Source organism: Cellulosimicrobium cellulans (assembly GCF_001722485.1).
Lineage (GTDB): Bacteria > Actinomycetota > Actinomycetes > Actinomycetales > Cellulomonadaceae > Cellulosimicrobium > Cellulosimicrobium cellulans_A.
Genome location: NZ_LWGL01000004.1, coordinates 23,141 through 47,486, shown reverse-complemented (window position 1 = coordinate 47,486; position 24,346 = coordinate 23,141). Strand labels below are relative to the sequence as shown.

At 73.9% G+C, this 24,346-nt stretch carries 16 protein-coding genes; 8 read left to right on the top strand and 8 right to left on the bottom strand.

The features are described from left to right. Positions 1-70 precede the first annotated feature (70 nt). Positions 71-6,589 (top strand): isopeptide-forming domain-containing fimbrial protein, encoded by a 6,519-nt coding sequence (locus JZ5iCDA_RS01310; protein ID WP_069385472.1) that lies wholly within the window; start codon positions 71-73, stop codon positions 6,587-6,589. Positions 6,590-6,681: 92 nt separating this feature from the next. Here JZ5iCDA_RS01310 and JZ5iCDA_RS01305 read toward each other — a convergent pair whose 3' ends face one another. From JZ5iCDA_RS01305 to JZ5iCDA_RS01295, 3 genes are read right to left on the bottom strand one after another with little or no spacing between them, the layout of a single operon-like run. After that, the gene (locus JZ5iCDA_RS01305) at positions 6,682-7,770 is read right to left on the bottom strand and encodes a MaoC/PaaZ C-terminal domain-containing protein (RefSeq protein WP_069385471.1); all 1,089 of its coding nucleotides are present in this window, start codon (positions 7,768-7,770) and stop codon (positions 6,682-6,684) included. After that, the gene (locus JZ5iCDA_RS01300; RefSeq protein ID WP_069385470.1) at positions 7,767-9,248 is read right to left on the bottom strand and encodes a 3-oxoacyl-ACP reductase; all 1,482 of its coding nucleotides are present in this window, start codon (positions 9,246-9,248) and stop codon (positions 7,767-7,769) included. Before JZ5iCDA_RS01300 ends, JZ5iCDA_RS01305 begins: the two co-directional genes overlap by 4 nt. Before the next feature lie 28 nt (positions 9,249-9,276). After that, entirely contained in the window at positions 9,277-10,713 is a 1,437-nt protein-coding gene (locus JZ5iCDA_RS01295; RefSeq protein WP_069385469.1) for an acetyl-CoA C-acetyltransferase, read from the bottom strand. Positions 10,714-11,003: 290 nt separating this feature from the next. Here JZ5iCDA_RS01295 and JZ5iCDA_RS01290 point away from each other — a divergent pair, with 290 nt between their 5' ends. Both JZ5iCDA_RS01290 and JZ5iCDA_RS01285 read left to right on the top strand, forming a co-directional pair. Beyond that, complete coding sequence (locus JZ5iCDA_RS01290; protein WP_083259528.1) at positions 11,004-11,777, top strand: TetR/AcrR family transcriptional regulator; 774 nt, start codon at positions 11,004-11,006, stop codon at positions 11,775-11,777. Next, complete coding sequence (locus tag JZ5iCDA_RS01285) at positions 11,774-13,909, top strand: acyl-CoA dehydrogenase family protein (RefSeq protein WP_069385467.1); 2,136 nt, start codon at positions 11,774-11,776, stop codon at positions 13,907-13,909. The genes JZ5iCDA_RS01290 and JZ5iCDA_RS01285 overlap by 4 nt, the downstream gene beginning before the upstream one ends. Positions 13,910-13,934: 25 nt before the next feature. On the opposite strand, the gene JZ5iCDA_RS19320 is transcribed toward JZ5iCDA_RS01285, so the two are convergent. From JZ5iCDA_RS19320 to JZ5iCDA_RS01265, 4 genes are read right to left on the bottom strand one after another with little or no spacing between them, the layout of a single operon-like run. After that, positions 13,935-14,828 (bottom strand): DUF2599 domain-containing protein, encoded by an 894-nt coding sequence (locus JZ5iCDA_RS19320; RefSeq protein WP_216093378.1) that lies wholly within the window; start codon positions 14,826-14,828, stop codon positions 13,935-13,937. Positions 14,829-14,876: 48 nt separating this feature from the next. After that, a complete protein-coding gene (locus JZ5iCDA_RS01275) occupies positions 14,877-15,284 on the bottom strand; it encodes a YrdB family protein (RefSeq protein WP_069385465.1) in 408 nt (135 codons plus the stop codon). Next, positions 15,281-16,756: an APC family permease gene (locus JZ5iCDA_RS01270; protein ID WP_069385464.1), complete on the bottom strand. Its 1,476-nt coding sequence runs from the start codon at positions 16,754-16,756 to the stop codon at positions 15,281-15,283. The genes JZ5iCDA_RS01275 and JZ5iCDA_RS01270 overlap by 4 nt, the downstream gene beginning before the upstream one ends. Next, positions 16,719-17,726, bottom strand: a complete 1,008-nt coding sequence (locus tag JZ5iCDA_RS01265; protein ID WP_083259521.1) for an EamA family transporter — start codon at positions 17,724-17,726, stop codon at positions 16,719-16,721. The genes JZ5iCDA_RS01270 and JZ5iCDA_RS01265 overlap by 38 nt, the downstream gene beginning before the upstream one ends. Positions 17,727-17,850: 124 nt before the next feature. Here JZ5iCDA_RS01265 and JZ5iCDA_RS01260 point away from each other — a divergent pair, with 124 nt between their 5' ends. Further along, the gene (locus JZ5iCDA_RS01260; protein WP_069385463.1) at positions 17,851-18,402 is read left to right on the top strand and encodes a hypothetical protein; all 552 of its coding nucleotides are present in this window, start codon (positions 17,851-17,853) and stop codon (positions 18,400-18,402) included. Positions 18,403-18,411: 9 nt separating this feature from the next. On the opposite strand, the gene JZ5iCDA_RS01255 is transcribed toward JZ5iCDA_RS01260, so the two are convergent. Continuing rightward, the gene (locus JZ5iCDA_RS01255; protein WP_069385462.1) at positions 18,412-18,738 is read right to left on the bottom strand and encodes a hypothetical protein; all 327 of its coding nucleotides are present in this window, start codon (positions 18,736-18,738) and stop codon (positions 18,412-18,414) included. A gap of 142 nt (positions 18,739-18,880) precedes the next feature. Between JZ5iCDA_RS01255 and purL the strand changes: the two genes are divergently transcribed. The 4 genes from purL (at position 18,881) to gdhA (ending at position 24,334) form a co-directional block, all read left to right on the top strand. Further along, positions 18,881-21,262 carry a phosphoribosylformylglycinamidine synthase subunit PurL gene (gene purL, locus JZ5iCDA_RS01250; protein ID WP_069385461.1) on the top strand — a complete coding sequence of 794 codons (2,382 nt, stop codon included), beginning with the start codon at positions 18,881-18,883 and terminating at the stop codon, positions 21,260-21,262. 148 nt (positions 21,263-21,410) lie between these two features. Then, a complete protein-coding gene (locus JZ5iCDA_RS01245; RefSeq protein ID WP_139122899.1) occupies positions 21,411-22,406 on the top strand; it encodes an endonuclease/exonuclease/phosphatase family protein in 996 nt (331 codons plus the stop codon). Positions 22,407-22,492: 86 nt separating this feature from the next. Continuing rightward, positions 22,493-22,900, top strand: coding sequence for a hypothetical protein (locus JZ5iCDA_RS01240; protein WP_069385459.1), 408 nt, complete (start codon positions 22,493-22,495; stop codon positions 22,898-22,900). 96 nt (positions 22,901-22,996) lie between these two features. Next, complete coding sequence (gdhA, locus tag JZ5iCDA_RS01235) at positions 22,997-24,334, top strand: NADP-specific glutamate dehydrogenase (protein WP_069385458.1); 1,338 nt, start codon at positions 22,997-22,999, stop codon at positions 24,332-24,334. Positions 24,335-24,346 lie beyond the last annotated feature (12 nt).

Below are 24,346 nucleotides of genomic sequence, written 5' to 3'. Positions count from 1 at the left end.
CGCCCGGACGCTCGCGCGTCGCGCGTCGCGGACCACCCGACGGTGGACCGCCGGTGCGCTGGCACTGGTCATGGCGGGCACCGGGGTGGCCGCGTCCGTGGCGCTGCCCGCCGTGGCAGCGCCCGCGTCGGTGCACGAGATCACCGCCGTGTGGGCGGGGAATCCCGCGCCGACGGAGGCGCCGTTCGGCCAGCCCGTCACGGCCGAGTGGCGCGTGAACACGAACGACGTCGACGACCCGTACTCCAACGAGCCGGTCGACGACGTGCGGGCGACGCTGACCGCCGGCAACGGCGTGTTCACCAGCATCCCGGCGGTCTGCAAGACCCGCGACGTGACGCCGCTCTCGGCGATCTCCGAGGACGGGACCACGCTCGTGTGCAACCTCGGCACGGTGAAGGAGGGGACCTCCACGGTCATCCAGACGCCGCTGCGGGCGTCGTCGACGACGGGGGGCGACCTGACCGTGTCGGGCACCGCGACGTCCGACTCCGCGGTCGCCGAGGCCGGCCCTGCCGACCCGGGGCCGCTGCCCATCACCTACACGTACGGTATGGACCTGTCCCTGGTCTCCGCGCCCGGACAGGGATACCAGGGTGGCGTGAGGCCGAGCCGCACGGGCGGCAGCCGCACGTTCGTGCAGATGAACTACTCCCTGATCCTGGCGGCGGGCAGCCGCCCCGGGCCGGCGACCTACTCCTTCCCGGTCACGGTCGGCTCGAACGTCAACGGTGCCCTGACCGGGCTGCAGTGGGAGGGCTGCGTGCCGGTCGGCGACGGGTCCCCGGCCACGGGCCAGCCGTTCTCCGACCCTGCCAAGGCCGACCGCACCAACTTCCCGACCTGTGCGGTGAGCGGGTCGGGCACGAGCTACACGGTCACGCTGTCCGACCTGGACTACACGCTGGTCAACACCCCGACGAAGGACAGCCTCGGCCAACCGCTGCCCGGCAACGGCGCCTACATCGCCTCGGGCACGGTGCAGTTCAGCATCCCGTCCCCCGTCACCCAGATCACCAACTACTCGTTCACCGCCAACCCGGGTGCGTTCACGTTCACCGACGGCACCACGCGGCCCGACGGGAACGCGGGGAACAACGCGTCGAACACGACGCTGGTCCCGACGGGCGGCTTCACGAACCAGTGGGCCGGCTCGCCGGCAAACTCGCGAGCCCCGTGGGACACGAACCTCTGGGTGAGCCCGGGCACGAGCCAAGGCGTCCCGCTGCCGCAGCCGGGAATCGATGACCAGGCCGACTGGGAAGCCGCGATCGCGGACGGCACCTACCAGCGCGAGCTGCCGCTCTACCACCAGGCGAACAGCGCGATGTGGACGAACTATCAGGGTGCTGGCGGTGCGCAGATGGCCGGCGTGTGCACGATGACCCAGAACCCTGCGTTCGTGCCGACCTCGTTCGAGGGCGGTGGCTGGGACCCGGGTCAGGGCTACCTCCACTACACCACGGCGCAGTTCTTCTACACGACCGCGGCGATCGACACCGAGACCGAGACCTGCGGTGAGGCGGCCCCGAGCGCCAAGTGGGTCGAGGTGGTCCCGCCGGCCGGGCACCAGCTGACGGACCCGCGCGTCGGCAGCGACATCCTCATGCCGCTGCCCCCGGGCGTCACGGCGGTCAAGATGACGTGGAACCCCGCGGTTGACCGGGTACGGACTTCCAGCGGATACACGTTCCTGCGCGCGTTCGGGCACATCGACGAGGCCGCGCCGACCAGCGGCGAGGGCTGGACCGTCGGGGCGTTCAACTCGCCCGCCGACGCGGCCGCGACCTGGCCGGGGTACCCGACCCTCAACAACTGGGTCAACCTCAGCAGGCATCCCGGCGGTGCCACTCTTCCTGATAGCGAAAGCGGATGGAACTTGAACGGCCACCGTGACGCCTTCCGGCTGCAGGGCCCGCAGGGGCTGCTCGAGAAGGCCGTCTCGGACACCACCGCCCAGCCAGGTGTTCCAGTGACCTACACCCTGCGCGCGCAGGCGCAGAATCTGGTGACCAGCCCGCCGCCGGTGTCTTTCGAGGTCGTCGACACCCTCCCCGAGGGAATGGTCTACGTCGCCGGGTCCGGCCGACCCGCGCCGTCGAGCGTGAGCGCGGACGGACGCACGCTGACGTGGAGCTTCACGGACGTCGAGGCGAACGTCTTCCAGGACATCACGTATCAGGCGCAGCGCCCGGCGGACAGCGTCATCGCGCCGGGCACCAACCTCACCAACACCGCGGTGATCAACGTGCCGGGCGACAACCGCCCGGCGAACACGCCCGGTAGGACGGCGACGGCGACGGTAACCGTACCGAGCGCGTCGGCGACGATGTTCGGCAAGTCGACCGAGGACAACGTGCTCGCGTTCGAGGGCGACACCTCGGCGTGGGTGCTGACCCTGAGCTCTCAGGACCCGGTGGCCAGCGCGTTCACCGACACCATCGACATCCTCCCGGCGGTCGGCGACGGCCGCGGCACGAACATCGACGGGACCTACACGGTCACCGGCGTCACCGCGCCGGCCGGGTCGACGGTCTACTACACGGACGCGCCGCTGGACACGCTGAGCAGCGACCCGCGCGACGCCTCCAACGGCGGCACGCCGGGCTCGGTCGACAGCGACACGTGGTCGACGACCCCGATGGACCACCCCACCGCGATCCGCGTGATCGGCCCGGAGCTCGCGCCCGGTGCCACGCAGACGATCCGGATCGAGTACAGCACGCCGCCCGCGGCCAGCTGTGAGGCGCCGGCGGACGGGGACAACAAGCCCGGGCAGGTCATGGTGAACTCCGCGAGCGCGTGGGCGGAGCACACGGCGCTGCCGATGCTGTCCTCGGCGACGACGGAGATCGGCAGCTGCTATGCGGCGAACCTCAAGAAGTACGTGCAGGACACCGACGGCGCCTGGCACGACGCGAACACGCTCGCGGAGTACCCGGTCTTCACGGTCGGCGACACGATCAACTACCGGGTCGTCGTCGAGAACGTCGGTCAGGGCACGCTGACGAACGTGGAGATCTCCGACGACCTGCAGCCCGAGCTGGGGTCCTTCGTCGTGGAGTCGCTCGCTCCCGGCGAGTCGCAGGAGCACACGTACTCGATCACGGCCGACGCCTCGGTCGGTGACGGCGTGGTGAACACGGTCTGCGGCACGGCGGACGCCCCGCCGGCACCTGAGCAGCCGGCGACCATCAATTGCGACCCGGCCGGCGTCCGCGTCGACGGCGACCCGACCCACACGAAGTCGCTGGTGTCGGCGACGCCGACGGGGAACGGTCAGTGGGAGGTGGTGTACGGGATCGACGTGACGAACACGTCGACGGCGTCGACGTCGTACTCCCTCGCGGACACGCTGCGCTTCACCGACCAGGCCACGATCACCTCGGCCACGGTGACGGCCTCGCCGGGCGGGGTGACGCTGGCGGACCCCGCGTGGGACGGGCAGGGCAACACGCTGATCGCGGCGAACGTGCCGCTGGCCGGGACCGATGACGTGGGGTATGCGCCGCACCGGTACGAGGTGACGGTGGTCGCGGACGTGCCGCTGCAGCTCGACGGTGCGGGGTCGGACCCGGACCCGACGCAGTGCCCGGCCGAGGGGTCGGACGCCCGCCAGGGGTTGAACAACACCTCGCAGCTGACCGACGCCCGCGGTGAGGTCGAGGTGGACCAGGCGTGCGCTCCGATCCCGTCCATCGACATCGACAAGACCGTCTCGGCCGGCCCGACGCCGAACGGTGACGGGACGTGGACGGTGACGTACGACGTCGTCGCCACCAACGACGGCGCGTTCGAGGGCACCTACGAGGTGACCGACCGCATGACCGCCGAGGGCGACCTCGAGGTCCGCTCCGGCGCGGTCGTCACCGCACCCGACGGCGTGACGCCGAACGGCACGTGGACGGGCTTGGGTGCCGAGGGTGCCCCCGAGAACGTCATCGCCTCCGGCGTGGTGCTCCCGGCCGGTGCGAGCCACACCTACCAGGTCGAGGTCGTCATCGGGATCGCGGCCGGCGCCGAGGGCGTCCCTGTGATCACGCCGTGCTCGGTCGACCCGGCCGGGTCGACGGGCGGGCTGTCGAACGCGGCCGGCGTCGAGCACAACGACCTGACGGACACGGCCGAGGCGTGCGTGACGATCGCCGTCATCACGGTCGACAAGACGATCAGCTCGGGCCCCACCCCGAACGGCGACGGCACGTGGACGCTCGTCTACGACGTCGTGGCCGAGAACGTGGGCGGTGATGCGGGTGAGTACGACGTGTTCGACCAGCTCCACTACGGCGACGGCATCGAGATCGTGTCCGCGGACGTCGTCACCACCCCGGCCGGCGTGGCGGCCGAGGAGTCGTGGACGGGTCTGGGCCCGAACCACGACTCCGCGGAGAACCTCGTCGCGCGGGACGTGACGCTCGCTCCGGGCGGCACGCACACCTATCAGGTCGAGGTCGTCGTGCAGATGGACGAGGCGACGATCGACCTGGCCGTGCTGCAGTGCCCGCCGCCCGGTTCGGGTGCGGACGGCGGTCTGGGCAACTCGGCGTCGCTGGACCACAACGGGATCGTCGCGCAGGACACCGCGTGCGCGTCGCTGCCGCTGATCGAGCTCGACAAGTCGGTCTCGGCGGGCCCGGTGGGCAACGGTGACGGCACGTGGACCATCACGTACGACCTGGTCGCGACCAACTCCGGTGCTGCGGCCGGGGAATACGACCTGACCGACGAGCTGCGGTACGGCGACGGGATCGTCGTCGAGTCGGCGTCGGTCGTCACGGCGCCCGGCGGCGTCGTGCCTTCAGCTGGCTGGACCGGTCAAGGAGCGGCCGGTTCAGCCGAGAACGTGATCGCCACCGGCGTCACGCTCGAGGACGGCGGTGTCCACACCTACCAGGTGCAGGTCGTGGTCTCGCTCGACGCGGGAACGGTCACCCCGGACGCGCTCGCCTGCCCCGCCCCGGGGTCGGGCGAGCCGGGCGGCCTGGCGAACACGGGTGCGCTGACGCACAACGGTGAGGACACCGACGGCGAGGCGTGCGCGCCGCTGCCCCTGATCGAGATCGCCAAGTCCCTGTCGGGCGCGGTGGCGCCGGTCGACGGGCAGGACGGCGTCTACGACGCGGTCTACCGGGTGACGGTGACCAACCGGGGGCCCGGCGAGGGCGTGTACGAGCTGACGGACGAGCTCGCGCCCGGCGAGGGTGTGGAGGTCGTCGCCGTCCAGGACGTCGTCACCGACGCCCCGGACTCCGTCGGGATCAATTCGGCCTTCGACGGCGTCGACGACACGCTCGTGGTCGCCGGCCAGCCGATCGCGGGCGCCGGTGCCACCCCGGTGGTTCACACCTACACGGTGACGGTCCGCTACACCGCGGACATGTCCGACGTGACGGTCCCCGAGACCGACGTGTGCACGACCGCGGACGGCACCGTCCCGGGCGGCCTCAACAATGTCGCCGATGTGTCCTGGAACGGGATCGAGGGGTCGGACGACGCGTGCGTCCGTCCCGGCAAGCCGACCCTGGACAAGGCGCTGGTGTCCGCCGCCCCGGTGGGTGACGGGCAGTGGGAGGTCGTGTACGACCTGACCGTCGGCAACGTCGGGACGGAGGCCACGACGTACGACCTGGACGACGAGCTGCTGTTCGCCCCGGTCGTGACCGTGGACTCCGTCGCGGTCACCGGCCCGGACGGTGTGACGGTCGATCCCGCGTTCGACGGTGAGGAGAATCAGCGGATCGCCACGGACGCGGTCATCGGTGGTCTGGACGACGACGGGTACGCCCCGCACGTCTACCGGGTCACGGTGGTCGCGAACGTGCCGCTGCACTTCGCCCAGGGCGACGTGGCGGACGACGGGACCGGTTCGCCGGCGTGCACCACGGCTCCGGGCGGCAACCTCGTCGAGCAGGGGCTGAACAACGCAGCCACGCTGACGGACGAGACGGGTGGGACGGTCACCGACACGGACTGCGCCCCGCTGCCGTCGATCGACGTCACGAAGGCCGTGGACGGCGACCCCGTCCAGGGCCGTGACGGGGCGTGGACGGTGACGTACGAGATCACCGCGGTCAACGACGGCGCGGCCGCCGGGGTCTACGACCTGACCGACCGCCTGCGCTACGGCGCCGGCGTCCAGGTCCAGTCCACGACGGTGACAGCCGCACCCGAGGGCGTGACGCCGTCGGGCACCTGGACCGGACGGGGCGCCGAGGACGACCCCGCCAACGTCGTGGCCGCCGGTGTCGAGCTGGGCGCGGGTGGGACCCACACCTACCGGGTGCAGGTCGTGTCCACGCTCGACCGCGCGACGGTGAACCAGTCCACGTTCACCTGCCCGGAGCCGGGCACGGACGGTCGTGGCGGGTTCGCCAACGTCGCGGGCATCGGGCACAACGGCCTGGCGGACTCCGCCGAGGCCTGCGCGACGCCGGAGGAGCCGGGCGGCCCCGGAGCTCCGGGCAAGCCGGGCGGGCCGCTCGCGGTCACCGGCGCCACCATCGGGTGGATCGCCGGCGGCGCAGCCCTGCTCGTGCTGATCGGCGTCCTCGCGCTGATCGCGGCACGCAACCGCCGCACGACGGCCTGACGCGGGAGCAGGAACCACGACGGGGCGCGGCCCCGGCCGTCCATCGGCCGGGACCGCGCCCCGTCGTCGTGCGTGGTGCGTCGTGCGCGGTCTCAGCGCGGGGTGACGCGTCCCGAGAGGTGCAGGCGGCCCTGGCGGTCCCACGCCTGGTAGGCGAGACCCGTGGCCACGTCGCCCGCGCCGTCGGGCAGCGCCGCAGGGACCTGCCCGACGGCGTCCTGCACCTCCGCGGGGACCGCCCCGACCGGCCGGATCGCGACGTCGACCGTGCTCGGCAGGAGCACCGGCTTGGCGAACGTCACGGTCCAGTCGTACGTCTCGCCGCGCCCCGGCCCCGCCTCGGCGAGCGCGCGCGCCGCCGTGTACATGCCGTGCGCGATCGCGCGCGGGAACCCGAACGCCTTCGCGCCGAGACCCGACGTGTGGATGGGGTTCCGGTCGCCCGACACCGCCGCGTACGTGCGCCCCGTCCCTGCTCCGAGCGTCCAGCGTGCGGTCGGCAGCGGCGGCACGAACGCGTCCGTGCCGTCGGTGCTGCCGTTCGCCGTCCCGTTCGCACTGGAACCGTCCGGCGCCGACCCGTCGGGCAGGCGGACGCCCTTGGCGAGATACGTCGACACCCCCCGGTACGCGAGCGTCGTCGCGGGCAGGCCGGAGCCGGCCGCGCGCTCGTCGTCGGTCCGCTCGACGGACACCTCCGTGACGAGGTCCACCTGGACGCCGCGGCGGTGCGGGCGCAAGTCCTGTGCCCACGCGCGCACCTCGAGCGAGTCGCCGAGGCGCACCGGCCGCACGAGCGACACGGAGTTCGCGAGGTGCACCATGCCGACGAGCGGCAGCGGGAAGTCGCCGCGGACCATGACCGCCGTCGCGAGCGGGAAGCCGAGCACGTGCAGGTAGCCGGCGGGCAGCGTGTCGCCCGGCGCCTCCCCGACGACCTCCGCGTACCTCGCGAGATGCTCCTCGGTGCCCGGGCCGCCCGGTTCCGCGCCGTCCCCGGTCGCGACGCCCGCCACGCGGTACGTCACCTCCGGCAGGGCCAGGTCGCGCGACCCGCCACCGGGCAGCCGCGCGGCCGCGGCCATCCGGCCCGACCCCGCGACGCCGCGCGCGAACAGGCCGCCGAGCCCCGGGACCGCGGGCAGCGTCTCGACGCGCGCCGGGGCGGCCGCGGCCGTCACCGGCCCACCAGGTTCTGCCCGCACACGCGCAGCACCTGACCGTTGACGCCGGCCGCGCCCGGCGACGCGAGGAACGCGATCGCCTCGGCGACGTCGACCGGCTGACCGCCCTGCTGGAGCGACGACACGCGCCGCGCGACCTCGCGCTGCACGAGCGGGATCGACGCCGTCATGTCCGTCTCGATGAACCCCGGCGCGACGGCGTTCGCCGTGCCGCCGAGCTCCGCCAGGCGCGACGCGAACGCCCGCGTGTGCCCGATGACGCCCGCCTTCGAGAACGCGTAGTTCGCCTGACCGCGGTTGCCCGCGATACCGCTCGTCGACGCGAGCGAGACGATGCGCGGGGAGCCGGAGAACCCGTTCGCGCCGAGCAGGTACTCCGTGATGCGCAGCTGCGCGGCGAGGTTCACCGCGATCACGGCGTCCCACTTGTCCGCCGACATGTTCGCGAGCAGCTTGTCGCGCAGGATCCCGGCGTTGTGCACGAGGATGTCCAGCCCGCCGTGGCGTGCGCGGGCGTGCTCGGAGATGCGCGCGCCCGCGTCGTCGGCCGTCACGTCGAGCTGCAGCGCGGTGCCGCGGATCTCGTTCGCGACCTTCGCGAGCGACTCGCCCGCCGCCGGCACGTCCACGACGACGACCTTCGCGCCGTCGCGGGCGAGCGTCCGGGCGACCTGCGCGCCGATGCCGCGCGCGGCACCGGTGACGACGGCGACCTTGCCCTCGAGCGGGCGATCCGTGGTGCTGGGTCCGGCGGGGGAGGCGGCGTCGGTGCTCGGGCTGGCCACGCCGTCACCTGCCGCCGTCGGCTGCCCGTCGCCGCGCGCGGCTTCTACGCCCTTCGCATCCGACGCCGCCACCCCCGCCTCGGCGTCCGCGTCACCAGCGCCGGGGCCGACGCGGAGGAGCTGACCGTCGACGAAGGCCGACTTGGCGGAGAGGAAGAACCGGAGCGTGGCGAGCACGGAGCTGCTGTCGACGGGGGTGTCGTCGACGAGCTGGATGCCGTTGCCGGTCGCGCCGTAGCGGAGCTCCTTGGCGACCGAGCGGAGGAAGCCGTCGACGCCCTCGCGGGTCGCGGCGAGCGCGGGGGCGTCGGTGTCGGACGGGGCGCGCGAGACCGTCACGACGCGGCCGTTCGGGGCGAGGCGGCGCAGGTTCGCCGACAGGCCCATGACGGCGCCCGCGACGTCCTCCGGGCGCTGCGCCTGCGTGAGCACGACGACGATCGCGCCCCAGCGCGTCGAGTCGTCCGCGTTCTGGCGGACGTCGAGGTGAAACCCGTCGAGGAGGGCGGTGGCGACGCGGTCCGCGTCGTCGTGCACGCCGGGCGTGCCGCCGAGGACGAGCACGGGCCCCACCGTGAGGGGGTCCCCCTCGCGGTGGCGGCGCAGGACGGCGGGGCGCGGCAGGCCCAGCTTCTTCGCGAGGGTCTTGGTGAAGCCGGAGTTGACGGCCTTGACGTAGGAGTCGGTCACAGGTGGTCCTCTCGGTCGTCGGGGCCGGTCAGGCGCGGGTGTCGGACGTGGGCACGGACTCGAGGACCGCGGCGACGCCGAGGCCGCCCGCCGCGCACACGGAGATCAGCGCGCGCGCCGGCTGGCCCGTCTCGGCCGTCCTCGCGGCGAGGAGCTTGGCCGCCGTCGCGACGATGCGCCCGCCCGTCGCGGCGAACGGGTGCCCCGCGGCGAGCGACGAGCCGTTGACGTTGAGCTTCGAGCGGTCCACCGAGCCGAGCGGGCCGTCGAGGCCCAGCTCGGTGCGGCAGTACTCGTCGTCCTCCCACGCCTTCAGGGTGGTGAGCACGGTCGACGCGAACGCCTCGTGGATCTCGTAGAAGTCGAAGTCGCCGAGCTTGAGGCCGTTGCGCGCGAGCAGGCGCGGCACGGCGTGCACGGGCGCCATGAGCAGGCCCTCGTGGCCGTGGACGAAGTCGACGGCCGCAGTCTCCGCGTCGACGACGCGCGCGAGCAGCGGCAGGTCGCGCTGCTCGGCCCACTCGCGCGAGGCGAGCAGGACGGTCGAGGCGCCGTCGGTGAGGGGCGTGCTGTTGCCCGCCGTCATCGTCGGTTCCGTGCCGGACCCGTCGCCCGACCCGGCGAGGCGCTTGCCGTACACCGGCTTGAGCTTCGCCAGCTTCTCCATCGAGGAGTCCGGGCGCAGGTTCTGGTCGCGCACGAGGCCGCGGAACGGCGTGACGAGATCGTCGAAGAAGCCCGCGTCCCACGCGGCGGCGAGGCGCTCGTGGCTCGCCAGCGCGATCTCGTCCTGCGCCTCGCGCGAGATGCCCCAGCGCGCCGTGGTGATCGCCTGGTGCTCGCCCATGGACAGGCCGGTGCGCGGCTCGTCCGTCGCGGGGGTGAGCGGCGCGAGGTCGGCCGGGCGGACCTTCGCGAACGCCTTGACGCGCGCGCCGAACGTCTTCGCGTGGCTCGCCTCGAGCAGCGCGCGGCGCAGGCCCTCGCTCACGGCGATCGGGGCGTCGGACACGGTGTCAGCGCCGCCCGCGACGCCCGACTCGACCTGGCCGAGCCGGATCTTGTTCGCGACCGTGATGGTCGCCTCCAGCCCGGTGGCGCACGCCTGCTGCAGGTCGTAGGCCGGGGTCTGCGGCGACAGCGACGAGCCGAGCACGCTCTCGCGCACGAGGTTGAAGTCGCGCGAGTGCTTGAGCACCGCCCCGCCGACGACCTCGCCCAGGCGCTCGCCCTGCAGGCCGTACCGGGCGACGAGGCCCTCGAGCGCCGCGGTGAACATCTCCTGGTTGCTCGCCCGGGAGTACTTGCCGCCCGCGCGGGCGAACGGGATGCGGTTGCCCCCGACGACCCAGGCGTCCCGGACGCCGGGCCGCTGCCCGTCGGGACCGGCGGGACCGGTCGTCTGCTGGTCGGTGCCGGTCGTCCTGCTCGCCGAGCCGTTCGCCGGCGTCTTCCTCGTGGCCACTGCGCCTCACTCCTCGTCCGTACTCGCTGCGCTGCGTCGTTCGTCGGGTTCCCGCCGGGAGCCTCGTCCTGTCGTCCCGGTCCCCGCCGCGGAGACGGCCGGCGAGGGGAGCGCCGACCAGGGCGGGTGTCCACGACCCACAGTACCTGATACTCTCGGTATCGTGAGTCGGGTCACACACTCCGGCCTGCCCAGGAAACCGGCGGCGCGGCTCACGACGACACCGAGCTGACATCGACGTCGCGACGGAGGACGACGTGAACGCACACGCGAACGGCGTGGGCCCACCCCTGCGGACCCGCGGCCGCGCCGAGACGGGCCAGTCCGTCGACGGCCGCTCCACCCGCTGGGACGAGCACCGGGCCGCGCGCCGTGCCGAGCTGATCCGGGCCGCGAGCAAGGCGGTCCACCGCGGCGGGCCGGGCGTCTCCATGGACGAGATCGCCGCGGCGTCGGGCACGTCGAAGTCGATCGTCTACCGCTACTTCGACGACAAGACGGGCCTGCAGGTCGCGCTCGGCGCGGCCGTCGTCGGGCAGATGCACGACGCCCTCACGCAGGCCGCCGAGGCCGCCGAGACCCCTCGCGGCGCGCTGCGCGCCATGGTCGGCGTCTACCTCGAGATGATCGAGAGCTCGCCCAACGTCTACTACTTCGTCACGCGCACGAGCGCCGTCGCCGGCACCGAGGAGACGGCGGGCCAGGCGCTCGGCCTCGGGGCCGGCGGCACGCAGGCCCCGCTCGCGGCGTTCCTCGACTCCGTCATCCAGCTCGTCGCCGAGCCGTTCGCGCGCGTCACCGACGTCCCGCCGGCGGACGCCGCGGCGTGGGCCGCGGGCGCCGTCGGTTTCGTGCGGGGCGCCGGCGAGTGGTGGCTCGGCCACCGCGACGCCCCCGGCACCCCCGACCGCGAGCAGCTCACCGAGCGCGTCGCGTCCTGGCTCTGGTCCGGGCCCGTCGGCGTGCTCTCCCAGAACCCCGGCGCGAACCCCGGCGCGGTGCGCCACCCCGACTCCGACACGGCCGCTCCCACGGCCCCGGCACCGACCAAGGAGAACTCATGACCGCCACGTCCGACCGTCCCGCCACCGCCCGCGGTGCCGACGTCGGCACCAGCCCGCGCGACGACGCCCGGCTCGACGTCGCATACCTCGAGAAGGTGCTCCTCGGCCGGTGGGCCGAGCTGCGCTCTGCCGCGCGCGCGACCGCGGGGGAGGCGGCCTTCTGGCGCGTCGAGGGGCAGAGCAAGGAGGTGCACCGCGAGCACGTGCTCGAGCAGATGCACCGCCTCGTCGAGCGCCGTCAGGTGTGGCGCGCGTACCCCGAGCGGCTCGGCGGCGCCGACGACCCGGGCGGCAACCTCGCCGGGTTCGAGGAGCTCGCCGCGGCCGACCCGTCGCTGCAGATCAAGGCCGGCGTCCAGTGGGGCCTCTTCGGCGCGGCGATCCTGCACCTCGGCACCCCGGAGCAGCAGGACCGCCTGCTGCCCGGCGCGATGGACCTGTCCGTGCCCGGCGCGTTCGCGATGACCGAGACGGGCCACGGGTCCGACGTCGCGAGCATCGGCACCACCGCGACGTACGACCCCGAGACGCAGGAGTTCGTCATCCACACCCCGTTCCGCGGGGCGTGGAAGGACTACCTCGGCAACGCCGCCGTGCACGCGACCGCGGCCGTCGTGTTCGCCCAGCTCATCACCAAGAACGTCGACCACGGCGTGCACGCGTTCTACGTGCCGATCCGCGACCCGCAGGGCGAGCGCGACGAGCTCGGGCGGCTGCCCTTCCTGCCGGGCGTCGGCGGCGAGGACGACGGCCAGAAGGGCGGCCTCAACGGCGTCGACAACGGCCGCCTGCACTTCGACCACGTGCGCGTCCCGCGCACCGACCTGCTCGCCCGCTACGGGTCGGTCGACGCCGACGGCACCTACTCGAGCCCCATCGACAGCCCCGGGCGCCGCTTCTTCACCATGCTCGGCTCGCTCGTGCAGGGGCGCGTCTCGCTCGACGGCGCGGCCGTCACCGCGGCGAAGCTCGGCCTGGCCATCGCCGTGCGGTACGCGAACGAGCGCCGCCAGTTCACCGGTGCGAGCGCGACCGACGAGGTCGTGCTCCTCGACTACGGCACGCACAAGCGCCGCCTGATCGTGCCGATCGCCGAGGCGTACGCCGCGCACTTCGCGCACGAGCGGCTCCTCGACCTCTTCCACTCCGTGTTCTCCGGCGCGGAGGACACGCCCGAGCAGCGCGAGGACCTCGAGACGACGGCCGCCGCCCTCAAGGCGACGAGCACCCGGTTCGCGCTCGACGTCCTGCAGGAGACGCGCGAGGCCTGCGGCGGCGCGGGCTTCCTCACCGAGAACCGCATCACGAGCCTGCGCGCCGACATGGACGTCTACGCGACGTTCGAGGGCGACAACACCGTGCTGCTCCAGCTCGTCGCCAAGCGCCTGCTCGCCGACTACGGCAAGCAGTTCAAGGGCATCACGCCGGGGCAGATGGCTCGCGTCGTCGTCGAGCGCGCGAGCGACATGGCGCTGCACCGCACCCCGCTCAAGCGCGCCGCGCAGGCGCTGTCGGACGCCGGCGACCCGCGCCGCGCCGCCGGTCACCTGCGTGACCCCGAGACGCAGCGCGCGCTGCTGTCGGACCGCGTCGAGACGATGGTCGCGGACGTCGCGCAGGCGCTGCGCCCCGCGCAGAAGGCCGACCCCGAGACGGCGGCCGACCTGTTCAACGCCCACCAGGTCGAGCTCGTCGAGGCGGCCCGCGCCCACGCCGAGCTCCTGCGCTGGGAGGCGTTCACGCAGGCGCTCGCGACGATCGACGACGCGGGCACGCGCGAGGTGCTCACCACCGTGCGCGACCTCTACGGCCTGAGCCTCGTGGAGCGCCACCTCGCCTGGTACCTGCTCAACGGCCGCCTGTCCTCCCAGCGCGCGCGCACGGTGACGAGCTACCTCGACCGCCTCGTCGACCGCCTGCGCCCGCACGCGCAGGACCTCGTCGACGCCTGGGGGTACGGCCCGGAGCACCTGCGCGCGAAGATCGCGTCGGGCGCGGAGAAGGAGCGCCAGGACGAGGCGCGCGCCTACTACCGCCGCCTGCGCGCGAGCGGAGACGAGCCGCTCAGCGAGAAGTCGCTGCGCAAGGCCGAGAAGGCCGCCAAGCGCTCGTCGCTCGCCACGCGCCACTGACGGGTCGGCGGCGCGCCGCGGCCCGTCAGCTCGGGTTGCAGTGCGCCGCCAGCACCGCGACGAGGCCGACGTCGGGCCGCCACGGCTCGAGGTTCCACGTCGCCTTGTCCGGGGCGCCGAGCGCGTGGCACACGAGCTGGTCGCGCATGCCCGGCGCGTCGGCGTCGGGCTCCGCGGCGACGAGCTGCGCCCACAGCACGTCGCTCCCGGCGACACCCGCGGTCCGGGCCCACGGCGTCGCGTCGACGGCGAGCGACAGCCCGCCCTCGCGGTCGCCGCACACGGCGCTGCGCACGGTCGTGGTGCCGAGCGTCGTCGTCACCGGGAAGTCGTCCGAGGCGTCGGGTGCGGAAGCGGGGGCGTCGGTGCTCCCGGACGGCTCGCCGTCCTGGCGGACGACGAGCTCGGCCGTGGCCGGTCCCGTCACCGCGAGCACCGCGCGCGGGGTCGGTGAGCCGTCGGCCGGCCCGGTGCCGTCGTCCGCGACGGCCGGCGCGGAGAGCCCGCCGACGGGCGTGCCCGCAGCGTCGAGGACGGTGACCGTCCCGTCGGGGTTGGCCGTGAGGGTGCCGGGCGTCGTGAGCGCGAGGGTCGCGGGGCCGACGCCGGGGCGCACGGTGAGGACCGCCGCGCCGTCGTCGGCGGGCTCGACCTGGACGAGCGGGTCCACGCCGGGCTCGCCGGCGGGGCCCGGCACCGCGACGTCGAACGCGACCGCCCCGGAGGCCAGCGCGACGGGAGCCGGGTCCGTGGTCGGCGACGGAGCGTCACCCGACTCCGGCGCCGTCGCGGACGCGCTCGGGGGCGTCGGGGCGGGAGCGGGGTCCGGCGTGCCGGTGCACGCGCCCAGGGCCAGGACGCCGGCGAGCACCGCCGCGGCGCGAGTCGGAGCTCCGCGACCGGGAGCAGGCAGCGTCATGGCGCCCATCATGCGCGACGTGCGCGCCGGATCCTGCGACGCCGCGCGTCAGCGGTCGCGCGTGAGGGCGAACGCCGTCGTGCCCACGAGCGCGAGGCCGACGCCCCACCACACGAGCCCGACGCCGGCCACGGCGAGCCCTGCGGCGACGAGCACCGCGACCTGCGCGTCGAGGCGCCAGGGCTGCGCGAGGCGGTGCGCGGCGGTGCGGGCGAGCCAGCGCGCCCACACGACGACCACGAGGGCCGGGAGCGCGGCGGCGAGGACGACGCCGAGCACCGTCGGCAGCGGCGCGGAAGCGTCCACCCCGGAGCCCGTCCGCCACCCCGCGACCGCCACGAGCACGAGCATGGCGATCTCGCAGGCGAACGCGACGGCGTCCGCGACGCCGACGCGCCCCGGCGGCCGCCGTGCGACCCGGTGACCGGCGGCGTCGTGACCCGCGGGCCCTGTCACTGCTCCTCGACCTCGTCCTCGAGCCGCGCGACGTCGGAGAACGCGATCTGCCGCTTGCGCACCGCACGGTTGTAGAGCCAGGTCACGAACGACAGCACGACGCCGAGCGCGACGAGCGCCCCCGCGATGACGTACTGCTCCTGCTGGTCGGCGCTGCGTGCCCACGGCCCGGCGAGGTAGCCGCAGGTGAGCGCGCCGAGCACCGCGAGCGGCGTCTTCGTGCGGAAGTGCTCGTGGTCGACGGGCCGGCGGCGCAGCACGAGCAGCGCGACGTTGACGATGGTGAACACGACGAGCAGCAGGAGGGACGTCGTCCCGCCGAGCAGCGCGACGGCGTTGGCGCCGCCCTCGGTGGCCGACTGCCGCACGACGTAGACGATGAGGGCGAACGCGATGGCGGTGGTCACGAGGATCGACACCCACGGCGTGCGCCGCGTCGGCGCGACACGCCCGAACGCGCGCGGCAGCACGCCCTGGTTGGCCATGCCGTAGAGCAGGCGCGAGGCCATGAGCATGTTGATGAGCGCGGAGTTCGCGACGGCGAACATGCCGATGAAGGGGAAGATCGTCGCGAACGGCAGGTTCGGCGCCCCGGCCGCCACGACCTGCGTGAGCGCGGACCCCTTCGACTCGTCGACCAGGTTGCCCACGGGCACGAGCGCGACGGCGGTGATCGCGACGAGCACGTAGATGACGCCCGTGATCGTCAGGCCCGTGAGCATCATCCGCGGGAAGTCGCGGACCGGGTGCGTGCACTCCTCGGCCATGTTCACCGAGTCCTCGAAGCCGACCATCGCGAAGAACGCGAGCGTCGTCGCGGCGGTGACGGCGAGGAACACGCTCTTGTCGTCGGCGCTCTCGAACACCACGACGCGCGAGAAGTCGGCGCGGCCCTGCGTCATCGCCCACAGGCCGACGAAGACGACGAGCAGGAGTCCGGAGAGCTCGACGAGCGACAGCACGACGTTCGTCTTCACGCTCTCCGAGACGCCCCGGACGTTGACGAGCGCCACGAGCGTCATGAACCCGAGCGCGATCGCGATGAGCCCGCCGCTGCCCGGTTCGAGCCCGAGGTCGAAGCCGTCCGAGAGGAACCCGGCGAACGCGTTGGACGCCGTCGACGCCGACGTGATGCCCGAGCTCATGACCATGAACGCGACGACGAACGTCAGCAGGTGGATGCCGAACGCCTTGTGCGTGTAGAGCGCGGCCCCGGCCGCGCTCGGGTACTTGGTGACGAGCTCGAGGTAGGAGAACGCGGTGATCGTCGCGACGACGAACGCGAGGAGGAACGGTAGCCACGCCGCGCCGCCGACCTCGCCCGCGACCTGCCCGGTGAGGGCGTACACGCCGGTGCCGAGGATGTCCCCGACGATGAACAGCAGCAGCAGCTTCGGTCCCATGACCCGGCGGAGCTCCGGCTCCTGCTGCCGCTCAGGACCCGCCTCCGTCTGCCCTGCCGTCTGGCTCATGAGAGGCTCCTTCGCGTCTCGTGACGTCCCTGACCTCCATTCGACTCCTCCACGGCCCGCTTGTCGCCACGAACGCCCCCTTCCGCGCCGGCGTCCGGTGCAGGACGCCGGTCGTGATCGCGACGCCCAGCAGCAGGACGGCGCCGCCGGTCGCCTCCGCGGCGTTCGGCACCTCGTCGAGCACGAGCCACGCCGCGGCCATGCCGACCGGCGGCACGAGCATGGTGAACGGGACGACCGCCGACGCGGGGTAGCGCGCCAGCAGGCCGTTCCAGATCCCGTACCCGACGAGGCTCGCGAGCCACGCCGTGTACGCGGTGGACAGGACCGGCGCGAGGGTGAGGTGCGTGAGCGCGTGCCCGACGGCGTCCGGCCCGTCGGTCCACAGCGCGAGACCGAGCATGGGGACGGGGACGACGAGCGCCGACCACACCGTCATCGACAGCCCGTCCGTCCACGAGCGTCCGGTCGCCGCGCCTCCCGACCGGCGCTGGACGACGTTCCCGACCGCCCACGACGACGCCGCGGCGAGCGTGACGACGAACGCGAGCGCCGGCGTCGTCTCGCTGCGGCCGAGGCCCACGACGACGAGCCCCGCCGCGCCGACCAGCACGCCGACGACCTGCCGGCGCGTCGGCACCTCGCGCAGCGCCGCGGCGGCGAACAGCACCGTGAGCCCGACCTGCGCCTGCAGGACGAGCGACGCGAGCCCCGCGGGCATCCCGAGCGCGAGCGCGGTGTAGAGCAGGCCGAACTGGCCGAGACTCATGAAGGCGCCGACGAGCAGCACGTCGCGCCACCGGGCGGCGGGCCGCGGCACGAGAAAGACTGCGGGCACGAGCACCGCCACGAACCGCAGCGCGACGAAGAGCGTCGGCGGCAAATCGCCCAGGCCGAGGTCGATGACGACGAAGTTCACGCCCCAGATGACGGCGACGAGCGTGGCGAGCAGGGACGGGCGCAGCGGCATGGGATCAGGGTGGGGCGCGCGGTCGCGCACGTCCATCGCATTGTCAGTGGGCGCCACGGTGCCGGAACTCGGCTCCCTCGCCGGGCGTTGCGAGGGGAGCAGCACGCCGACGCGAGGGAGACCGATGAGCCAGGACCAGACCACCAGCCGCCGAGCCGTCGACCCGGCGGCGCTCGTGACCGCAGGGGCGACGACGCTCGCCTGGTACGCCGTGCCCGACGTCGTCGGGCCGCGCTGGGCGCGCGCGCTCGCCAAGACGGCGGTCAGCGCGGCGGGCGCGGTGCTCACCGTGCGGGCGACCGCGGAGGGCCGCGAGGCGCAGGAGGCGGTGCGGTCCGCGCGCGCCGCCGTCAGGGTCGCCGCCGACACCTCCGACGGCGCCACGGCCGACGGTCCCGGAACGGCGGACGCGACCGACGACGACGCGCCGTCGAGCGCGCGGCCGGCGGTGCTCGTGCTCGCCGGGGTGGGCGCCGTCGCCGTGAGCACCGCCCTCGCCGTCGCGGGGGAGAAGTGGGTCCACCGGCGCGGGGAGCGCCTGCGCGCACGCGGCGTGCGATTCCCGCACACGCGCGTCGGCCTCGCGATGGCGGTCGTCGCCGTGGCGCTCACGGCCGTCGAGCCGTACCTGCGGCGGACCGACGAGGGCGAGACGGCGGACGGGCCCGCCGCCTGACGGGGTCGGTCAGGCCGCGCGCGGCACGGCGGGCCGCTCGGGAGCGCGCTGCGCGAGCGCCGGGTGCAGGACTGCCCGGCGCATCGCGCTCAGCACCCCGATGCGGGTGAGGATGCGCTCGCGCTCGGCGACGAGCTCGTCCCGGTAGCGCCCGACCGCGGGCTCGACGATCTCGAGCGTCTCGTGCCCCATGTACGCGCCGGTGCGGCGCGAGTACCCGGAGAGCTGGCGCTCGACGAGCGTGAGCTCGTGGCCCAGGCGCTCGACCTGCGAGTCGACGAGGGCGCTCGCGGCGGCGGACGCGGTGGCGGGACGCGGAGGGGTCGAGCGGGTCACGGTCCTATCGCACCCCACGACGACGGCCGAGCCGTGGCGACGCTCCGCGAGGGGCCGGGTGAGAAAGGTCGCAGCCACATGCGCCGGTAGACTGGCGATGCGCCGTCGTGCGCTCCCGCTCAGCGCCCACCCGAGGGAACCGATGACCGCCCCCGCACCCCAGGCCTCCGCACGCCCCGACGCCCGTCCCGGCCACTCGCTCGACACCGTCGAGCGCGCCGCAGCGACGCCCGACGAGGTCCAGCCGTACGCCGAGCTCGGCCTCAAGCCCGACGAGTACCAGCGCATCCGCGACATCCTCGGGCGCCGCCCGACGGCCGCGGAGCTCGCCATGTACTCGGTCATGTGGTCCGAGCACTGCTCGTACAAGTCGTCCAAGGTCCACCTGCGCAAGTTCGGCGACGCCACCACGGACGAGATGAAGAAGCACCTGCTCGTCGGGATCGGCGAGAACGCGGGCGTCGTCGACATCGGCGACGGCTGGGCGGTGACGTTCAAGGTCGAGTCGCACAACCACCCGTCCTTCGTCGAGCCGTACCAGGGCGCCGCGACCGGCGTCGGCGGCATCGTGCGCGACATCATCTCGATGGGTGCCCGCCCGGTAGCCGTCATGGACCAGCTGCGCTTCGGCGCCGTCGACCACCCGGACACGGCGCGCGTCGTGCACGGGGTCGTGTCCGGCGTCGGCGGCTACGGCAACTCGCTCGGCCTGCCGAACATCGGCGGCGAGCTCGTGTTCGACGGCTCCTACCAGGGCAACCCGCTCGTCAACGCGCTGTGCCTCGGCGTGCTGCGCCACGAGGACATCCACCTCGCGAACGCCTCGGGCGTCGGCAACAAGGTCGTCCTCTTCGGTGCCCGCACGGGCGGCGACGGCATCGGCGGCGCCTCGATCCTCGCGTCCGAGACGTTCGAGGACGGCGTCCCCGCGAAGCGCCCGAGCGTGCAGGTGGGCGACCCCTTCATGGAGAAGGTCCTCATCGAGTGCTGCCTCGAGCTCTACGCGGCGAAGGTCGTCGAAGGCATCCAGGACCTCGGTGCCGCCGGCATCTCGTGCGCGACGTCGGAGCTCGCCTCCAACGGCGACGGCGGCATGCACGTGTGGCTCGACGACGTCCTGCTGCGCGACCCCACGCTCAACGCCGGCGAGATCCTCATGTCGGAGTCGCAGGAGCGCATGATGGCGGTCGTCGCGCCCGACAAGCTCGACGAGTTCCTCGCGATCACCGCGAAGTGGGACGTCGAGACGGCCGTCATCGGCGAGGTCAACGACTCCGGCCGCCTGACGATCGACCACCACGGCGAGCGGATCGTCGACGTCGACCCGCGCACGGTCGCGCACGAGGGCCCGGTCTACGAGCGCCCGTACGCGCGTCCGGCGTGGCAGGACGGGCTCAACGCCGACTCGATCAGCGCGGAGGGCGCCGCGGAGCGCTTCGCCCGCCCGGAGACCGGCGACGAGCTGCGCGCGACCGCGCTGCGCCTGCTCGCCTCGCCCAACCTCGCGTCGAAGGAGTGGGTGACGGACCAGTACGACCGGTTCGTCCAGGGCAACACCGCGCTCGCGCAGCCCGACGACTCGGGCGTCGTGCGCGTCGACGAGACCACGGGCCTCGGCGTCGCGCTCGCGACCGACGCGAACGGCCGCTACGGCAAGCTCGACCCCCGCACGGGCGCCCAGCTCGCGCTCGCGGAGGCGTACCGCAACGTCGCGACGACGGGCGCCCGCCCGCTCGCCGTGACCGACTGCCTGAACTTCGGCTCCCCCGAGGACCCGGACTCGATGTGGCAGCTCGTCGAGGCGATCGAGGGCCTCGCCGACGCGTGCCGCGAGCTCGGCGTGCCCGTCACGGGCGGCAACGTCTCGCTCTACAACGGGACGGGCGAGCCCGGGCAGATCGACTCGTCCATCCACCCGACGCCGGTCGTCGGCGTGCTCGGCGTGCTCGACGACGTCGCCCGCGCGACGCCGTCCGGCTGGCGCGAGACCGGCGAGAGCATCTACCTGCTCGGCACGACGCGCGCCGAGCTCGACGGCTCGGCCTGGGCCGACGTCGAGCACGGCCACCTCGGCGGCGTGCCGCCGCGCGTCGACCTCGCCGCGGAGAAGGCGCTCGCCGGCGTCCTCGTCAACGCGAGCCGCGACGGCCTCGTCTCCGCCGCGCACGACCTGTCCGAGGGCGGGCTCGCGCAGGCGCTGCTCGAGGCGTCGCTGCGGTTCGGCGTCGGCGCGAGCGTGTCGCTCGCGGGCGTCACCGAGCGCGACGGCGTGACGCCGTTCGAGGCGCTGTTCTCGGAGTCGACGGCGCGCGCGCTCGTCGCCGTGCCCCGCGGCGAGGAGTCGAAGCTCGTCGACGCGTGCGTCGCGCGCGGCGTGCCGGTCGTCAAGATCGGCGAGACCGGCACCGAGCCGGCCGCGGCCGCCGAGTCGGGCGAGGCGCTCGAGGTCGAGGGCCTGTTCACGGTGCCGCTGAGCGAGGCGGACGAGGCGTTCCGCGGGACGCTGCCGCGCATCTTCGGCTGACGCACGCTCGTCGGGCCCGCGGTCACCTCGGTGGCCGCGGGCCCGACGCGTTCCCCGGCCGACGCGGCTGGGCGGTTTCGGTGAAGATCCGGCCGTCCGCGCCGTGGGATGCGTGACGCCGTGCGGTCGCCGGTGCCAGCATGCGGCCATGACCACGGCCACCGCCGCACGCGTCACGACGCGCCGCCGCCCAGGAGGTCCCGTCGTGACCGGCGTCCTCGCGACGCTCACGGGCCTCGTCGTCGTCCTCACGTTCGTCCGGCTGGTGCCGTTCGACGCCGTGACGCCGTTCGCCCAGCTCGTGGGCCTCACGCCGTGGGTGGGCGCCCTCGGCGTGCTCACGCTCCTCGGGGCGGCGCTCGCCCGACGACGGCTCGTGGTCCTGCTGCTCGCGCCCTGCCTCGTGGCGCACGCGGTCTGGCTCGCGCCGTTCTTCACGCCCGGCCCGACGGCGGCGCCCGCCGGGACCGCACCCCTGCGCGTCCTCGGCGTCAACGCGTGGTTCGGGCAGGCCGACGCCGAGGCCGTCGTGCGCACGGTGCGCGACGAGGACGTCGACGTGCTCGCCGTCACCGAGCTGACCACGGACTTCCGCGAGCGCCTCGTCGACGCCGGCATCGAGGACGCGCTGCCGCACCACGCCGACGCCAAGGTCGGCACGGGCTCTCCCGGCAGCGGGCTGTGGTCGGCGCTGCCGCTCTCGGGCGTCGACACGACGGAGTTCTCGACGTTCGCCATGCCGTCGGCGGTCGTGGAGGTGGACGGCGTCCCGGTGCGGGTCACCGCGGTGCACCCCGTGCCGCCGCTGCCGGAGCTCGCCGTCGAGTGGCACGCGGAGATGCTGCGTCTCGGCGACCGTGCGCACGACGACCCGCTGCCGCAGGTGCTCGTCGGGGACTTCAACTCGACCTACGACCACGCGACGTTCCGCGACCTGCTCGGCGACCGGTTCCACGACGCGACCCGCAGCGCCGGCCGCGGGCTGAACCTGTCGTGGTCGCTGCGCCCGGGCACGCCCGCGCTGCTCGACCTCGACCACGTGGTGACGGACCGGGAGCACGTCGTGACCGACGTCGGCTCGCTCGCCGTGCCGGGCAGCGACCACCGCGCGATCGCCGCGACGGTGCACGTCCCGGTCGGCTGAGGCGTCCCGCCCGAGGCCGCGCGTGCGGGCTCCGCACGTGCCTAGACTCGAGATGTTCCTGTGGACGTGCGCAGAGGTCGGCTCCGATGGCGTGGCAGCTCATGGTCGGGTGCGCGACGGCGAGCACGGTCGCCGCCGCCTGGTGGGTGCTGCGCCGCGAGCCGCGCGACCCGGGCCGCGGCTCGCGCCGTCGGGGCTGGTTCCGCAGGCGCAGGCCGGACCCGGTCCCCGACCCCCTCGAGACGCTCGCGCTGCAGGTGCGCCTCAGCGAGCTCGCGGCCGAGATGCGGCGCCTCGAGGCCGACCCGGACGTGTACGCGCGCGCCCACCACTACCTCGCCGTCCAGGGCGCTTACGACGCGCTGCTGCGCGAGGCGTGCCGGCTGACCGGGCTCCCGGTCGAGGACGTCCCGATGCGCGCCGGGCTGCGCGCCGGCGACGAGGAGCGCTTCCGGGAGGAGCTCGAGCTGAGCGCCCGCGGCTGGAGCTGGTGACGGCGTCCCGGGCTGCGGGCTGAGACGCGCGTGCGCGCGCTTCCGGTACGGGCGTACCGTTCGTGGTTCCGTCCACCGCGTCATCAGGAGCACCCCATGGACAGCCGACTGCAGTCCGTCTACGACGACGTCCTGCGCCGCAACCCCGGCGAGACCGAGTTCCACCAGGCCGTGCGCGAGGTCTTCGACTCCCTCGGCCCGGTGCTCGTGAAGCACCCGCGCTACGTCGAGGCCGCGGTCCTCGAGCGCCTGTGCGAGCCTGAGCGGCAGATCATCTTCCGGGTGCCGTGGGTGGACGACTCCGGGCGCGTGCAGATCAACCGCGGCTTCCGCGTCGAGTTCAACTCGGCGCTCGGCCCGTACAAGGGCGGCCTGCGGTTCCACCCGTCGGTGTACCTGGGCATCGTGAAGTTCCTCGGCTTCGAGCAGGTCTTCAAGAACTCGCTCACCGGCATGCCGATCGGCGGCGGCAAGGGCGGGTCCGACTTCGACCCGCGCGGGCGCTCCGACGGCGAGGTCATGCGGTTCTGCCAGGCGTTCATGACCGAGCTCTACCGGCACATCGGCGAGCACACCGACGTGCCGGCGGGCGACATCGGCGTCGGCGGGCGCGAGATCGGGTACCTGTTCGGCCAGTACAAGCGGATCACCAACCGCTACGAGTCGGGCGTGCTCACGGGCAAGGGCGTGAGCTGGGGCGGCTCGCTCGTCCGCACCGAGGCGACGGGCTACGGCACGGTGATGTTCGCCGAGCGCATGCTCGCCACGACCGGCCGCGACCTCGACGGCCGCCGCGTCACCGTGTCCGGCTCGGGCAACGTCGCCGTGCACGCCATCGAGAAGGCGCAGCAGCTCGGCGCGCACGTCGTGGCGTTCTCCGACTCCTCGGGCTACGTCGTCGACGAGCTCGGCGTCGACCTCGCCCTGCTGCGCCACGTCAAGGAGGAGCAGCGGGGCCGCGTCGCGGACTACGTCGCGCAGCGGCCCGGTGCGCGCCTCGTCACCGAGGGCTCGATCTGGGACGTCCCGACGGACGTCGCGCTGCCGTGCGCCACGCAGAACGAGCTCGACGAGGCCGCGGCCAAGCAGCTCGTCACCCACGGCGTCGTGGCGGTCGCCGAGGGCGCCAACATGCCGACGACGCCCGAGGCGGTCGCGCTCCTGCAGGACGCCGGCGTGCTGTTCGCGCCGGGCAAGGCGGCGAACGCGGGCGGTGTCGCGACGTCGGCGCTCGAGATGCAGCAGAACGCGTCGCGCGACGCGTGGTCGTTCGAGCACACGGAGGAGCGGCTCGCGCAGACCATGGCGGGCATCCACGACCGCTGCGTCGAGACGGCCGACGAGTACGGCGCGCCGGGCAACTACGTGCTCGGCGCGAACATCGCGGGCTTCACCAAGGTGGCCGACGCGATGATCGCGCTCGGCGTGGTCTGATCGCCTAGGGTC